At 35.4% G+C, this 15,654-nt stretch carries 17 protein-coding genes and 1 riboswitch; of the genes, 9 read left to right on the forward strand and 8 right to left on the reverse strand.

What is annotated here, in order from left to right:
* Positions 1–4: 4 nt before the first annotated feature.
* The 7 genes from BAQ49_RS07025 to phaQ form a co-directional block, all read right to left on the reverse strand.
* Positions 5–856: a formate/nitrite transporter family protein gene (locus BAQ49_RS07025; RefSeq protein WP_071744747.1), complete on the reverse strand. Its 852-nt coding sequence runs from the start codon at positions 854–856 to the stop codon at positions 5–7.
* Between the two features lie 205 nt (positions 857–1,061).
* Complete coding sequence (locus BAQ49_RS07030; RefSeq protein ID WP_071744748.1) at positions 1,062–1,856, reverse strand: TerC family protein; 795 nt, start codon at positions 1,854–1,856, stop codon at positions 1,062–1,064.
* Between the two features lie 79 nt (positions 1,857–1,935).
* Positions 1,936–2,110, reverse strand: a riboswitch (yybP-ykoY riboswitch).
* Positions 2,111–2,148: 38 nt separating this feature from the next.
* Positions 2,149–3,468 carry a TrkH family potassium uptake protein gene (locus BAQ49_RS07035; protein WP_071744749.1) on the reverse strand — a complete coding sequence of 440 codons (1,320 nt, stop codon included), beginning with the start codon at positions 3,466–3,468 and terminating at the stop codon, positions 2,149–2,151.
* Between the two features lie 113 nt (positions 3,469–3,581).
* Entirely contained in the window at positions 3,582–3,767 is a 186-nt protein-coding gene (locus tag BAQ49_RS07040; RefSeq protein ID WP_000241212.1) for an alpha/beta-type small acid-soluble spore protein, read from the reverse strand.
* 146 nt (positions 3,768–3,913) lie between these two features.
* The gene (locus BAQ49_RS07045) at positions 3,914–4,357 is read right to left on the reverse strand and encodes a MaoC family dehydratase (protein WP_001067920.1); all 444 of its coding nucleotides are present in this window, start codon (positions 4,355–4,357) and stop codon (positions 3,914–3,916) included.
* 101 nt (positions 4,358–4,458) lie between these two features.
* The gene (gene phaP, locus BAQ49_RS07050) at positions 4,459–4,983 is read right to left on the reverse strand and encodes a polyhydroxyalkanoic acid inclusion protein PhaP (protein WP_000448600.1); all 525 of its coding nucleotides are present in this window, start codon (positions 4,981–4,983) and stop codon (positions 4,459–4,461) included.
* Between the two features lie 42 nt (positions 4,984–5,025).
* Entirely contained in the window at positions 5,026–5,478 is a 453-nt protein-coding gene (phaQ, locus tag BAQ49_RS07055) for a poly-beta-hydroxybutyrate-responsive repressor (protein ID WP_071744750.1), read from the reverse strand.
* Positions 5,479–5,676: 198 nt separating this feature from the next.
* Between phaQ and phaR the strand changes: the two genes are divergently transcribed.
* The 5 genes from phaR (at position 5,677) to BAQ49_RS07080 (ending at position 10,892) form a co-directional block, all read left to right on the forward strand.
* A complete protein-coding gene (gene phaR / locus BAQ49_RS07060; RefSeq protein ID WP_000566960.1) occupies positions 5,677–6,159 on the forward strand; it encodes a polyhydroxyalkanoic acid synthase subunit PhaR in 483 nt (160 codons plus the stop codon).
* A 153-nt stretch (positions 6,160–6,312) separates the two neighbouring features.
* A complete protein-coding gene (locus BAQ49_RS07065) occupies positions 6,313–7,056 on the forward strand; it encodes an acetoacetyl-CoA reductase (RefSeq protein ID WP_002117312.1) in 744 nt (247 codons plus the stop codon).
* 83 nt (positions 7,057–7,139) lie between these two features.
* Positions 7,140–8,225 carry a class III poly(R)-hydroxyalkanoic acid synthase subunit PhaC gene (gene phaC / locus BAQ49_RS07070; protein WP_071744751.1) on the forward strand — a complete coding sequence of 362 codons (1,086 nt, stop codon included), beginning with the start codon at positions 7,140–7,142 and terminating at the stop codon, positions 8,223–8,225.
* Between the two features lie 94 nt (positions 8,226–8,319).
* Positions 8,320–9,513: an NAD(P)/FAD-dependent oxidoreductase gene (locus BAQ49_RS07075; protein ID WP_071744752.1), complete on the forward strand. Its 1,194-nt coding sequence runs from the start codon at positions 8,320–8,322 to the stop codon at positions 9,511–9,513.
* A 23-nt stretch (positions 9,514–9,536) separates the two neighbouring features.
* Positions 9,537–10,892 carry a TrkH family potassium uptake protein gene (locus BAQ49_RS07080; protein WP_071744753.1) on the forward strand — a complete coding sequence of 452 codons (1,356 nt, stop codon included), beginning with the start codon at positions 9,537–9,539 and terminating at the stop codon, positions 10,890–10,892.
* 38 nt (positions 10,893–10,930) lie between these two features.
* Here BAQ49_RS07080 and BAQ49_RS07085 read toward each other — a convergent pair whose 3' ends face one another.
* Complete coding sequence (locus BAQ49_RS07085; protein ID WP_071744754.1) at positions 10,931–11,314, reverse strand: DUF3905 domain-containing protein; 384 nt, start codon at positions 11,312–11,314, stop codon at positions 10,931–10,933.
* A gap of 97 nt (positions 11,315–11,411) precedes the next feature.
* Between BAQ49_RS07085 and BAQ49_RS32785 the strand changes: the two genes are divergently transcribed.
* The 4 genes from BAQ49_RS32785 to BAQ49_RS07110 all read left to right on the forward strand — a co-directional run bounded on the left by BAQ49_RS32785 (position 11,412) and on the right by BAQ49_RS07110 (position 15,652).
* Positions 11,412–11,567 carry a protein YkzP gene (locus tag BAQ49_RS32785; RefSeq protein ID WP_000960560.1) on the forward strand — a complete coding sequence of 52 codons (156 nt, stop codon included), beginning with the start codon at positions 11,412–11,414 and terminating at the stop codon, positions 11,565–11,567.
* A 228-nt stretch (positions 11,568–11,795) separates the two neighbouring features.
* On the forward strand, positions 11,796–12,872 hold the full coding sequence (locus tag BAQ49_RS07100) for a putative 2-aminoethylphosphonate ABC transporter substrate-binding protein (RefSeq protein ID WP_000750898.1): 1,077 nt from the start codon (positions 11,796–11,798) through the stop codon (positions 12,870–12,872).
* Positions 12,873–12,892: 20 nt separating this feature from the next.
* A complete protein-coding gene (locus BAQ49_RS07105) occupies positions 12,893–13,894 on the forward strand; it encodes a putative 2-aminoethylphosphonate ABC transporter ATP-binding protein (RefSeq protein WP_071744756.1) in 1,002 nt (333 codons plus the stop codon).
* Positions 13,895–15,652 carry a putative 2-aminoethylphosphonate ABC transporter permease subunit gene (locus tag BAQ49_RS07110; RefSeq protein WP_071744757.1) on the forward strand — a complete coding sequence of 586 codons (1,758 nt, stop codon included), beginning with the start codon at positions 13,895–13,897 and terminating at the stop codon, positions 15,650–15,652.
* The last annotated feature ends 2 nt before the right edge of the window (positions 15,653–15,654 follow it).

Consider the following 15,654-nt stretch of genomic DNA (forward strand, 5'->3'; position numbering starts at 1 on the left):
GTTTTTAATGTTTCATATGTGCTTGTAAAGGAATAATTTCCTCTGTTTGAGCTACTACTAATTCAGTTTCTTCTTGTTTAGCAACAGGTGCTTTCTTTGTTAAGTAATGATATACCATACCGACAAATACCGATCCGCCAATAATGTTACCGATTGTAACTGGAATTAAGTTATGAATAGCCCCAGCGAAAGTAATTGTATCAGGATGTGGTGAAACTAAAGATAAGGCAAACAATGATAAATTTGCAATGCTATGCTCATAGCCAGATAAGAAGAATGTGAAAACGAGCATCATTATCATCAATATTTTTGCTGTATCACCTTTTACTTGAGAAGGTAAGAAGCAGGCAAGACATACGAGCCAGTTACATAAAATTGCTTTAAAGAATAATTGCATTGTAGGTGTGTTCATTTTTCCTTCAATGACTGTATTCATTAAATGACCATGATCGATTGCTCCGAAAATGCCAGTTGCGTAAAATAGTAAGGCAAAGAATAAAGCGCCAGCTAAGTTACCTGCATAACAAGTAACCCAGTTACGAAGTGTATCAGAAATCGTTGTTTCTTTTCGTAAAGTTGCCACTGTGAAATACATTGTATTTCCAGTAAATAATTCAGCACCGCCATACATAATAAGTACGAGAGCAATTCCGAAAAACATGGAGGAAGCTAAATATGTTGCTGGTGAATCTGCAATGTGAAAAAAGTTACCTAATTTAAAACATAGTACAATAACAAAACCGATATAAATACCAGCAAGTGCAGCACGAATGAAATATTGCATTGGATTTGTATCTAGTATTTGCTTTTTGTTCTTAGCCAGTTTTACAACATAGTCTAATCCTTGTTCTAGCATGAGTAATACGCTCCTTTAGTACATCATCTATAAATACTCCTTATAAGAATAAAGTACATGGAATTGTTCACAGTTTCAATAAGTTTGTGCAATCTTTCACAAAAAGGACATACATAAATTAAGAAAGCGATTACAAAAGGTAGTATAATGGAATTTTTTCTGAAAATAGAGAGGGAATTGAAACAAAAAAGAAAAAGCGCTGTAATTACAGCGCTTTTTCGTCTAAATTCTTTTCTACTTTTACTTCTACCTCTTTTGAGAAGAACCAACCGCCAACTGCGATTCCGACTAATACAATCCAGAATGTAAGCTTCCACGGAGTAGATTCTGGGAATGAGTGCGGAAGGACACCTAAAGCAGGGTGTGCTAGCGTATAAATCGCTAATTTCACACCAACCCAACCTACAATTAAGAATGCTGCAGTTTCAAGTCCTGGTTTACGTTTTAATATTTGTACGAAAGCAGTTGCTGCAAATCGCATTATAACTAATCCGATAAGTCCACCTGTAAAGATAACGATAAATTGACCTGTATCAAGACTGCCAATCGTACCTAATCCTGTTTTCGGTAAAGTCACTGCTAATGCAACAGCAGCTAAGATTGAATCAACAGCGAAGGCGATATCAGCAACTTCGACTTTAAATACAGTCCACCAAAAGTTCTCTTGTTTTTTCTTTGCTTCTTTTTCTTCTGTTTCTTCATGTGTATTCTTTTTAACATACGTTTTAAATAAGTGATTTCCCGCGATAAACATAAGGTAAATCGCACCAATTGCTTGCACTTGCCATACATCGACTAGGAACGAAATCATAAATAGTGATCCGAAGCGGAAAACGAACGCTCCTGCTAATCCATAAAATAGTGCTTTCTTTCGTTTTTCTTCTGGTAAATGTTTTACCATAATTGCGAGAACGAGAGCGTTATCAGCCGCTAAAATCCCCTCTAGTGCAATTAGGATGAGTAATACCCAACCATACTCCAATAATAATGATACATCCATGTACATTCTCCTCTCATTTCTATAAATGCTAAACAAGTGAAGAAGTTCCCCACTGTTTAGCTTCCCCATACTCCTGCGCATCAACGGTGGAAGGAATTGGTAAAAACAAAAAAGACCTCTGCCGTTGATAGGCAAAGGTCTTGCTAGACATATGTAATGAAAATGCCAACAAAGCCGGAAGAACTGAGTTCTACGTAATGACGACTTTGTTTCCAAGAAATAGTTCTTGGACGCTACTCCCCTTTGGAGATATGCTATTGTACTCTCATTATATGGATAATTTATACGGTTGTCAACCTGTTAAAATATCTTCGTTTGGATATTTTATTTTCTTTTGTTTTTTACGTGCAAATGAAAAGGCTAATGTTAAAGGTCCCATCTTTCCAAAAAACATCATAAAGATAATAATTGTTTTGCCGATGATTGTTAAGTGTGGTGTCAAATTCATGCTAAGGCCGACAGTTCCAAATGCTGAAAATACTTCAAAAGCACTCATTAATAGAGGAACTCGTTCAGTGATGCTTAAAATTAAAATAGAAAGAAAAATAAACGAAATTGAAATAATGGTAATCGTTAAAGATTTGACAATGAGCGTATCTTTAATGGATTTTTTAAACACGACAATATCATCTTGTTCATGCAAAAATTTAAATACGCCTAAAAACATAATTAAAAAAGTTGTTAACTTAATCCCACCACCAGTTGAAGCACTGCCAGCACCAATAAACATAAGAAGCATCATTAATAAAAGAGAAGGTTTTGATAATGCAGAGATATCAACAGTATTAAACCCGGCAGTGCGCGTCGAAACCGCCTGAAAATAAGCAGCCATACCTTCTTCAAAGGGTGTAAAACCTCTCATGGAAATTGAATTATGGAACTCGAATATAAAAATAAAAGCTGTAGCAATAATATTGACGATTAGAGTAGAAGAGAGCATAAGTTTTGAGTGCAATGTAAGGTTTTTAAAGTTTTTCTTTCTTTTTATATCTACAATCACTGTAAAACCAATTCCCCCTAAAATAATGAGAGAAGAAATAACAAGATTGACGAGAACGCTATGAGAGTGGGACATTAAATTATCGCTCCATACAGAAAAGCCAGCATTGTTAAAGGCAGAGATAGAATGAAAAAAGCTATAATATATACCTTTGGCAATCCCGTATTTTGGCACCCATTCAAAAGAGAGAAGTAAAGTAGCGATACATTCTACAGCAAAAGAAAATAAAAATAATGCTTTTGCAAGACGAATGATTCCACCGACATTTGTTTGGTTTAATGCTTGTTGTAATAAAATTCTGTTTTGAAGACCAATTTTTCTGCCGAGCATAATTGCAATTAAAACAGCAAAGCTCATAATGCCGAGCCCGCCAACCTGTATAAGCGTTAAAATTACGCATTGGCCAAATAAGGTAAATACTTTTCCAGTGTCCACAACACCAAGCCCTGTAACTGTACAAGCAGAAACCGTTGTAAATAAGGCATCGAGCCATGAAATAGATGTTGTTGTAGCAATTGGCAATTTTAATAAGCATGTACCAATAATTGATAGCGTAATAAAAGATAATGTAAGAACACGGGGAGGGCTCATGCTAATGTTAATCCGTTTCATGTCACATATCGTTCCTTTCAATTTGCTCTTACTAGTATGTGAAGAAGAACTATTATGTATGTTAAAAAAGAAAGAGGCAGAGAATATCTGCCTCTAAGCCATATGTTATATAATTATCCGCGTAATTGTTGTTGAGCTAAAGCAACAAGACGTTTTGTTACTTCACCGCCAACTGAGCCGTTAGAACGAGATGCTGTGTTAGATCCTAAGCTTACACCAAATTCTTGCGCAATTTCATATTTAAATTGTTCAAGCGCTTGTTCTGCACCTGGAACTAGTAATTTGTTTGTTTTTACCATGTTGATACACATCCTTATGAGTAGTCCAGTTCAGCTAAGTACTATCTGAACTGGTACCGTTATTTTATGTGGAAACGACGTGCTCATACACGGAAGTAATCGGTGAGTTTAGAAGTTCTTGGATAGAAAAAAGAGTAGCAAATTTGCTACTCTTTTTTCAGTATTGTCGCTGTACCTTCCACGACGATATCATCGGATTGATTGTAGATGTTTGTTTGTAATGTAATGATTTTTTTATCATCCCGTTTTTTAATTACTTCTGCCACTACACGAAGTGTATCGCCGATTTTGACAGGAGCACGGAATGAAACGTTTTGGGATAAATAAATCGTATTTTTGCCTGGGAGTTTCGTTCCAAGAACGGTAGAAATAAAACTTGAAACGAGCATACCGTGAGCAATACGTTCTTTAAACATTGTCGTTTTTGCAAAAGAGTCTAAAATATGAATAGGATTTACATCTCCAGTCAATTTTGCAAAATTGATAACGTCCTCATCCGTAATAGTTTTTGTTAGAGATGCTTGATCACCGACTTGAATCTCATCATAACGAAGCTCCGGAACAGTTTGTGCTTCTTGGAATGGATTCATTTTGTCCTCCTTCTTTTCCATATCGAAAAATGTAAGCCATCTTGATGTAGTAGGAGGAAGAAAGAGTTTTGTTTGTGCTGCAGTTAGTTGCCACATTTTTCTTACTTGATGGAAGTAAATAGATTTTTTGAGTTTTCCTCGAACTGCTTTGCGAGTTCTAGTTGTTTGGACTTGAACTCTCCCAAAAAAACTTCTAACTGTTTTTGAACCTCTTCGCGTTGCGATTGTTGTTGTTCAATAAAGTGTTTTGTTGTTTCTTCAAATTGACCGCTAGTTTGAGTAAGAATAGACAAAGATGTTTTCGTAGGAGAAACAGTAAGTTGATGCATTTGAGTAGAAAGCTCATTCCATTTCCCTTGCCACTCGTTAATTTGATCATTTAAGGAGTTACCAGTTAATTGCTTCACGTAATCTGTATATTGGTTATTGAACTGAGCTGTGAATTGTTGTAGTTCTTTTTCTAGTTCATTTACTCCTGATGTTAATTTATGCAAAGCGTCTTGTTGTTGTTTTAACGTTTCTAAAGTAAGTTGCTCTAATTGTTTCCCAGCTGAAGAGAAGAGGGAAAGAGATTGAGACCAGTTTTTCCAAAATGCATCGACTAATTCGTATGGCTTAGTTTCCATTGTTTGACCTCCAAATGTTTTTTTGCATATTGTGAACGCAGATTACTCTGCTTTACCACCAGGTGAAGATGAAGAATCCTTTTCATCCTTTTCTGGAGAAGTAGAAAATGGAAAGAATGCATTGGTGTATAACGTGAAAAACGTCCGCAACATATTTTGATAATGTTCAAAAGAAGTCGCACATGTTGATAAATATTGCTCTCCATATTCAGTTAAAGAATAAATTCGTTTCGCTGGCCCGCCTTCACTTGTATCCCAAGTGGAAGAAATGAGATTTTCTTTTTCTAACTTGCGCAATGTTCTATACACATTACCTTGGTCAACAGAAGAAAAGCCGATGTCCATTAGCATTTGAATGAGTTTGTAACCATGAAGACTCCAGTCTTTTAGACAGAGAAGTAAGAAAGGAACTAAGAAGTTTTTTGGCATGGAGTTTGGTTGTTTCGCTTGGTTTTTTTCCAAACTTTCTGGGTGTTCTGGTTCATTATGTAGCATGATTGTGCATCACCTCATGAATCAGTTAGATGGAATTTTTTGCTTATAAGTGCAATTTACACCTATCTGTTTTTAATGTCAATACATTTGTTAGAAAATAAAGAAAAATAAAATATATACTTGAAGTTTTATTCGGAATATTAGAAAATAGTGAATAGGTTGAATTGTTTCAAAAACGAAAAAGGGAGTGTAGGCGAAGTGATTGATCAAAAATTCGATCCATTGCAAGCATGGAAAAATGCTTATGAACAAACCGAAACATTTTGGGGGAAAGCGCTCAATGAAACAATTAAAACAGAAGAATATTCTGCTTGGATGGGCAGCGTTCTAGACTTGAATTTGTTTTATCAAAAAGCATTAAATGATACGACAAAAAGTTATTTAGAACAAGTGAATGTGCCAACGAAAGAGGATATCGCTAGAGTAGCTACGCTTGTTATTAACTTAGAAAATAAAGTTGATAACATCGAGGAAGTTCTAGAAGAGAAAGTGGATTCATTAGGACAAGCTCCTACATTAAAGCGTGATGTTACGAAAGTAAAACAAGATATTCGCACGTTAGAAACGAAAGTTGATCAAATTCTAGAATTACTAGAAAAGCAAAATGCGGTACTAGCTAAACTACAAGTACCTGTAAAAGAAGAAGTAAAGCCTGCGAATAAGCCAGAAAATAAAAAATGATAAAAGCGTTTGTTTATAACGTGTAAAAGAGAGAGGGAGAATCTCTTTTTCATGAATAAACAACGAAACATAATTAATATATGGACTCTATTAGTATGAGTACCAAAATGATTCATAACAATCGTTCACAAATTCATTTAAGGGGGAAAAGAAATGGTTCAATTAAATGGCAAAGTAGCAATCGTAACAGGTGGGGCAAAAGGAATTGGGAAAGCAATTACAGTAGCATTAGCACAAGAGGGAGCAAAAGTTGTTATTAACTATAACAGCAGTAAAGAAGCAGCTGAAAACTTAGTAAATGAATTAGGAAAAGAAGGACATGACGTTTATGCAGTTCAAGCGGATGTTTCTAAAGTAGAAGATGCAAACAGACTTGTAGAAGAAGCTGTGAATCATTTTGGTAAAGTTGATATTCTTGTTAATAATGCTGGTATTACAAGAGATCGTACATTCAAAAAATTAAATCGTGAAGATTGGGAGCGCGTAATTGACGTGAACTTAAGCAGCGTATTCAATACGACAAGCGCAGTACTTCCATACATATCGGAAGCAGAAGAAGGAAGAATCATTAGTATTTCTTCTATTATTGGCCAAGCTGGTGGATTTGGACAAACAAATTACTCAGCAGCAAAAGCAGGTATGCTAGGATTTACAAAATCATTAGCTTTAGAACTTGCAAGAACAAATGTAACTGTAAACGCAATTTGCCCAGGATTTATTGATACTGAAATGGTAGCAGAAGTACCAGAAGAAGTGCGTCAAAAAATCGTTGCGAAAATCCCGAAAAAACGTTTTGGTCAAGCTGATGAAATTGCAAAAGGTGTAGTATACCTATGCCGTGACGGTGCGTATATCACTGGTCAGCAATTAAACATTAACGGCGGATTATACATGTAATGAAGTAAGAAAAAAGTGCATATCCATAGCAGGAATGCACTTCTTTTTTTTAGAAAGAAATCGACCGAAAAGGGGATAAAAAAATGACTACATTCGTAACAGAATGGGAAAAGCAATTAGAGTTGTACCCAGAAGAATATCGCAAAGCATATCGTCGTGTGAAAAGAGCGAGCGAAATTTTATTACGCGAACCAGAACCACAAGTTGGTTTAACACCAAAAGAGGTTATTTGGACGAAGAATAAAACGAAGCTGTATCGTTACATTCCAAAACAAGAAAAAACGCAGAGAGTTCCAATCTTATTAATATATGCTCTTATTAATAAACCATATATTATGGATTTAACTCCAGGAAATAGTTTAGTGGAATATTTAGTAGATCGTGGTTTTGATGTATATATGCTTGATTGGGGCACATTTGGTTTAGAAGATAGTCATTTGAAATTTGATGATTTCGTGTTCGATTATATTGCAAAAGCAGTGAAAAAAGTAATGAGAACTGCAAAATCGGACGAGATTTCTTTACTTGGTTATTGCATGGGTGGAACATTAACATCTATTTATGCAGCACTTCATCCGCACATGCCAATTCGTAACTTGATTTTTATGACAAGTCCTTTTGATTTCTCTGAAACAGGATTATACGGTCCTTTACTAGATGAGAAATATTTCAATTTAGATAAAGCGGTTGATACATTCGGAAATATTCCGCCAGAAATGATTGATTTCGGAAATAAGATGTTAAAACCAATTACAAACTTCGTTGGTCCATATGTTGCTTTAGTCGATCGTTCAGAAAATGAGCGCTTCGTCGAAAGCTGGAAGTTAGTTCAAAAATGGGTTGGTGACGGTATTCCATTCCCAGGCGAATCTTATAGACAATGGATTCGTGATTTTTATCAAAATAATAAATTAGTGAAGGGTGAACTCGTTATTCGCGGACAAAAGGTAGACCTTGCAAATATTAAGGCGAATGTCTTAAATATTTCCGCGAAACGTGATCATATTGCTTTGCCATGTCAAGTAGAGGCTTTACTTGATCATATTTCTAGCACAGATAAACAGTATGTATGTTTACCAACAGGACATATGTCTATTGTGTATGGTGGAACGGCTGTAAAGCAAACATATCCGACGGTTGGAAATTGGCTTGAAGAGCGTTCTAATTAAAAAGAAGAAATCCAACTAGCGTATGTTAGTTGGATTTTTTTATGGAAAATGACGAAACATAGGGAGGAGAAAAATACATTGTAGGAGTATAATTATGAAGCTTATGACTGGTAAGTTGTTTTGGAGTGCTGGAGTTTCTGTACCTTGTTATCCAACGTTAGAAAATGATATGATATGTGATGTGCTAGTAATTGGAAGTGGAGAAGCGGGTGCTCATATAGCGTATTCGTTAGCTAAAATTGGAATGCGTGTTATGCTCATTGAAAAAAGAGCAATTGCATGTGGTAGCACAGCTGCAAATACAGGATTACTACAATTTGTTCATGATAAATCGTTGACCTCTCTTATTCATACATTTGGTGAAGAGAAAGGGGTGCGAGCATATAGACTTTGTTATGAAGCGCTTAGAACAATGGAGAAAGTTGTGCCAACTCTCGATATTGATCCCCATTTTATTCCACGAAATAGTTTGTATTATGCAAGTAGAGATGAAGATATTTCATTTTTACAAGAAGAATATAATACGTTACGCCATTATGGGTTTCCGGTTGAATATTTTACAGAGTCTGATATTAAGAAGCGTTATTCATTTGCAAAACAAGCAGCGTTATATACAAACGGTGATGCAGAAGTGAATCCATATTTATTAGCGCATAGTCTTTTGCATAAAGCGAAACAAATGGGTGCTACTATATATGAGCATACAGAGGCATTACATATTAAACGAATCCAAAATGATTTAATTTGTTACACGAACACAGGAAATAAAATCGTAGCAAAGAATATTATTATGGCGACAGGTTATGAAGCAATCTTTGGAAAGAAAGAAAAAAACACAACAGTAGAAACATCTTATGCTGTTGTAACAAATAAAATAGATCATTTTGAAGGCTGGCATGAGCAATCATTAATTTGGGAAACAGCACGGCCTTACTTATATTTTCGAACGTATCAAAACCGCATTATTGTAGGTGGATTAGATGAAGCGATACAAATTCAACCAATCGGTGATACGAAATTATTGCATAAGCGTGATATCCTTATTAATATTGTAAAAGAAATGTTCCCGCAGTATAAAAATATACAGGCAGAGTACTATTGGGCAGCAGCATTTGGTGGCAGTCATGATGGTCTCCCTATTTTAAAAGAAGATAAAGAAATACATAATTTATATTACGCACTGCCGTATGGGGGAAATGGAACTGTATACGGAATGGTATTTGCGAAATTATTCGAGAAGTTATTTACAAATGAAGAAAGTGATGATTTTTCTTTATTTAATCGATAGAAAAAAGGTAGCGAAGTGATGGAATGAGAGATATAAAAAAGTTTTTACAAAAATTACGTCCCGTGCAACTTATCGTTTTATTTTATTTACTAGCGGTAGTCGTATCGGTGATTTTACTTAGTTTGCCATTTGTTACGAAGCCTGGTGTGAAATGGACATTTATAGATGCGCTGTTTACATCTGTTAGTGCTGTAAGTGTTACGGGACTTTCTGTTGTTACTATTTCAGATACGTTTACAACAGCAGGAATTATTGTTTTAGCCTTGATTTTACAATTAGGCGGATTAGGAATTATGGCACTTGGTACATTCGTTTGGATTATAACGGGTAAAAAGATAGGTTTGCAAAGAAGAAGGTTAATTATGGCAGACCATAACCAAGGAAATTTATCGGGCCTTGTAGAATTAATGCGTTCTATTTTAATTGTAATTATTTCGATAGAACTTATTGGAGCAATACTGTTAGGTACAAGATTTTTATTATATTTCCCGACTTGGCAAGAAGCTTATTTTCATGGTTTCTTTGCCGCTGTGAGTGCAACAACGAACGGAGGATTTGATTTAACAGGACAATCACTTATTCCGTACAAAAAAGATTACATTGTTCAAATGATTCATATGTTGCTTATTATTTTAGGAGCTATTGGTTTCCCGGTATTAATGGAAGTAAAGCAATTCCTTAGTAAAAGGCAAAGGCAACAGCAACTATTTCGCTTTTCATTATTTACAAAATTGACGACAACGACATTTTTTGCACTCGTTATTGTTGGAACAATTATGATTTTTCTATTAGAACGAAATCATTTTTTAGTAGGAAAGTCATGGCATGAAACTGTATTTTATACGCTATTCCAATCTGTGACGACGCGAAGTGGTGGACTGGCTACAATGGATATCCGTGAATTATCACAACCAACGCTTTTATTTATGAGTATATTAATGTTCATTGGAGCATCTCCAAGCTCAGTTGGGGGTGGAATACGTACAACAACATTTGCTGTTAGTATATTATCGTTATATACATTTGCAAGGGGCGGGAGAACAGTCCGAGTTTTCAAACGTCAGCTACATGAAGAGGATGTGTTGAAAGCATCTGTCGTTATGACGATGGGGATTTTATTATGTGCCTCAGCGCTATTTATTTTATCCATTACAGAAAATGTACCACTTATGAGCTTAATAGTTGAAGTTTGTTCTGCTTTCGGGACAACAGGCCTATCAACAGGCATTACGCCAGATTTAACAACGGTTGGTAAACTTGTACTCATTGTACTTATGTTTATCGGACGTGTCGGTATTTTAACATTTATATTAGCTAGTGGCGGAAGAGAGCAACCACCTCGCTATAAATATCCGAAAGAGCGGATTATTATTGGATAGTATGGAGCCATTCTACCTATGTTAGGTAGAATGGTTTTTTAGTCGTTAATGCCAAATTGCGGATGCATAAAAGCTTCATTTTTATTATCAACTTCGTTTTTTAGCAACTCTTGATTTTCTTCTGAAATCCACCCAATATCATTTGTAGGATGTATCCATTCTTCCCCAGCCATAATGGCAGGATCTACCTCATCACTCCAATTATTAAGAGGACTGTTAGTGGAATCGTATTTACTGTCTCCAATTACAACATCATATTGATTTATAAAAGGTTGTTGCATCTTTTTGCCCGTGCCTTTAAAAGATGGAAAATTCATTTGATGAGGGAGCGTTTCGTCTAAAATTGGCGATTGGATCGTTTCTTTCTCCTTCAAAGTCATCGCTCCTTTTTGTAATGGCTTGTTCGTATGTAGTATTTCCATATATAAGCTCTTATGTACTTGTTAACACTTCCCAGTAATAATTACTTTAAGTTGTTTCAAACTAGAATAGAAAGTTATTTAGTGAGAGCAGGTGAGTATGTTGGTAAAAAGGAAAGTAAAACAAAATGCAGCAATTAATAATAATAAAACTCCGAAAGAAAGCTTACCCGATGCAGAATTTGCAGTAGAGTATGAAGGAGAAAATAGTGCGAAGTACGCAAATCGTAATTCAAAAAAAGGTAAACAAAAATGAGGCGTTTTTTACAAACGCCTCATTTTTTTGTGGGATTATAAAGGTTTTTTTAATTATTTGTAAATTTCACGTTGGATATTGGCAGAAAAATGCGAAAAAACATAGAAGTAGCAACGTATTGCACAAAAACAAACAACAAACAAAAGATTAATGTTGGTTTAATACTGCTTTTACACTAGTTGTTTATATTTGAGTTGTACATAAGATTTGTAAAAGGAGAGAGAGACAGTGAAAAAAACAATCTTTAAAGCTGTAGCAACTGGAATGGTATTTTCGTTATTAATGGGGTGTGGTGCAAAGAAAGAAGAAAGTGCTGGGGCGAAAGTAAAAGATGATAAATTATCTGGATCATTAACTGTTTACACAGCGATCGAAGAAGAACTTGTACCAATTTATCTTGATTCTTTTAAAAAGAAATATCCAGATGTGAAGTTGAACATTGTACGTGATTCAACAGGAGTAATTACTGCGAAATTGCTAGCTGAAGGAAAAAATACACAAGCAGATGTTGTATGGGGAACTGCAGCGTCTAGTCTATTAGCTTTAGATAAAAAAGATATGTTAAAAGGATACTCTCCAAAAGGAGCAGATCGTGTTCTTCCGCAATTTAAAGATGATAAGCAACCAGAAAAATGGGTAGGAAATACTGCATTTATGACGGGGATTGCTGTGAATAAAGAAGAATTGAAGAAGAAAAATTTACCGATGCCAGAATCATATGAAGATTTAACGAAACCAGAATATAAAGGAACACTAGTTATGCCACATCCAGCTTCTTCTGGAACAGGATTTTTAACAGTTTCTGCATGGCTACAAATTATGGGAGAAGATAAGGGCTGGGATTACATGAAGAAACTTCATGATAATATGGCAACTTATACTCATTCAGGTTCAAAACCAGCGAAATTAGCAGGTGCAGGTGAATATCCAGTGGGTGTATCAATGGTTTATAGTGCTTTGAAAGAGAAACAAAAAGGTGCACCAGTTGAAGTTGTATTGCCGAAAGAAGGATTAGGTTGGGAAGTAGAAGCGAACGCACTTATTAAAAAAGATAATGCAAAAAATGATAAATTAGCGCAAGCATTTTTAGATTGGGCAATTACTGATGATGTAATGAAGTTATACTTCGAGAAAAATGGATTTGCGACAATTAAAAATGATTATAAACTTCCAGATGGATTCCCTAAAGATGTGACAGAAAAGTTATATAAAAAGAATGACTTTAAGTGGGCAGCAGAAAATCGCGACAAAATTTTAGAAAAATGGGAAAAAGAGTTTGGCCAAAAAGCAGAACCGAAAAAGTAAGTGAGTGGGAGAGAGAAAAAATGAGCGAATATTTATCAATTCAACACATTCAAAAACAGTTTGATGCATTTACAGCGTTAAAAGATATTTCTTTTACTGTGAAAAAAAATGAGTTTGTATGTTTATTAGGCCCAAGTGGTTGTGGGAAAACAACATTGCTTCGAATTTTAGCAGGGCTAGAAGAGGCAACAACAGGTAGTATAGCTGTGGATGGAAAAGATATTACAGCATTACCTCCCGGAAAGAGGAACTTCGGAATGGTGTTTCAATCGTATGCATTATTTCCGAATTTAACAGCACTTGAAAATATTGAATATGGCTTAAAGACAAAAAAATATGGAAAAGCAGAAGTAAAAGAGAAGGCGCTATCGGCGTTAGAACTTGTTGATTTGCTGAATGTAAAAGATAAATATCCTGCTCAAATGTCTGGTGGACAACAGCAGCGAGTGGCACTTGCACGTGCGCTCGCTCTGTCTCCCGATATTTTGTTACTCGATGAGCCGTTATCAGCTTTAGATGCAAAAGTGCGTGAAAAGTTGCGTAGAGAAATGCGCGATTTGCAAGAAAAAGTGGGAGTAACAACTATTATGGTAACGCATGATCAAGAAGAGGCATTAACGATGGCTGATAAAATTGTTGTAATGAATCATGCGGAAATTATGCAGATTGGAACACCAGAGGAGATTTATCAAAGACCAGCCAATCCGTTTGTGGCAGATTTTATTGGTTCTATTAATTTCTTTTCGAAAAATAACGAAGAACATGCAATTCGTCCGGAACATGTAACAGTTGTACAAAATAATGGTATTAAAACAGTTGTAGAAAGCATGGAATTTCGCGGCTCTGTATACCGGACGGAAGTGCGGGTTATAGAAGAGAAAACACACCTTTATAACGAGAAAATTGTAGTGGATATATTGGCATCAGAAGTAGAGGAAACTGCTATTAGAAAAGGAAAGCCAATTCAAATCTCTTTCTCAGAAAATCATATGTTGTCATATGGAAAGAAGGTCATTGTATAGATGGAGATGTTAGAAAATTTAAAGGTGGAAAGTGCGAAAAAAAAGATTAAAAGACGTATCGGTAAAGAAGAGTGGATACAAAGACTATTAATTATTGGTATGCTTCTTTCATTTTTTATCATGCTTGTATTGCCTCTATTACAACTATTTACACAAGCCTTTTACGATAAAGACGGAGCTTTCGTTGGTGTTGCGAATTTCAGTAAATATTTCACAACACCAACGCTAGTACAATCATTACAAAATACGATATGGATTTCGGGCGCTACAACAATTATTTCAGTTACACTCGCGTTCGCTTATGCATATGCGATTGCTCGTACCAATGTTTTTGGAAAGCGCGTATTTCAATATGTAGCATTATTACCATTATTCGCACCAACGATGATGCACGGTATTGCGCTTACATATTTATTTGGTAATCAAGGATTAATAACAAAAGGGATGTTTGGTTTATTTGAAGGAATACAAATACCGTTATACGGACCAGTAGGAATTGTAATGGCTGAAGTTATGTATACATTTCCACAAGCATTCCTTATTTTATTAATTGCTTTCCAAGGTTCTGATTATCGTTTATATGAAGCTTCTAATATGTTAGGTGCAAGTAAAGCGAAGCAGTTTCTTACGGTTACTTTACCTAGTGTGAAATACGGATTAATTAGTGCGATGTTCGTTGTATTTACACTTAGTTTCACTGATTTTGGGGCACCAAAAATTGTTGGTGGACAATATAATGTGCTTGCTACTGACGTATATAAGCAAGTAATTGGACAGCAAAATATGTCCATGGGCGCAACTGTCGGAATGATTTTATTAATCCCAGCTATTTTCTCATTTGCAGTTGATCGTATTACGCAAAGGAAACAGGCGAATCTCTTATCTTCAAAGGCAGTACCTTACAGAATAATAAATAATAAGAAAAGAGATGTTATTTCATTCGTATATTGTAGCGTAGTAACGCTTATGATCATTCTTTTATTTGTGGCAGTTGGTATTGCTGCAAGTGTGAAAGTATGGCCATATAATATGAGTTTTACATTTGAGCATTTTAATTTTTCAAGTTTGACAGGAGACGGACTTGAAGCATTTAAAAATAGTGTAATTGTCTCAGCCGTTACGGCAGTTATCGGGGCGATTTTAACATTTGTGTTCGCTTATGCGATTGAAAAAATAGAACAGCTACAATTTTTAAGAAAAGTAGGTTATTTCTTCTCAATTGTACCGTTAGCGATTCCTGGATTAGTACTTGGATTAGGATATGTCTTTTTCTTCAGTCAACCAACAATTCAAATTCTAGGACTTTCAATAACAAATCCGTTTCATTCTTTATATGGCACAATTGCCATTTTAGTATTAGTAAATATCATTCATTTCTACTCTGTAACATTCGTTACGGCAACGACGGCTTTAAAGAAACTAGACCGAGAGTTTGAGCTTGTTTCGCAGTCGATGAGCATACCGTTTTATAAAACTTTCTTTCGAGTAACGGTACCGATGTGTTTACCAGCCATTTTAGAAATGGTTATGTACTACTTCGTAAATTCAATGGTAACTGTATCGGCAGTCGTGTTCTTGTATGCGGCTGATTTTAAACTAGCTGCTGTATCAATTGTAAATATGGATGATGCAGGAAATGTAGCACCAGCAGCTGCAATGAGTGTACTTATTGTTGTTACAAATATTGTAGTAAGAGTTGTATATGAATGGGGAACGAAAGCACTTCGTAACCGAACGTCACAATGGCAAAAAAGATAAGT

It is taken from the genome of Bacillus proteolyticus (genome assembly GCF_001884065.1).
GTDB lineage: Bacteria > Bacillota > Bacilli > Bacillales > Bacillaceae_G > Bacillus_A > Bacillus_A proteolyticus.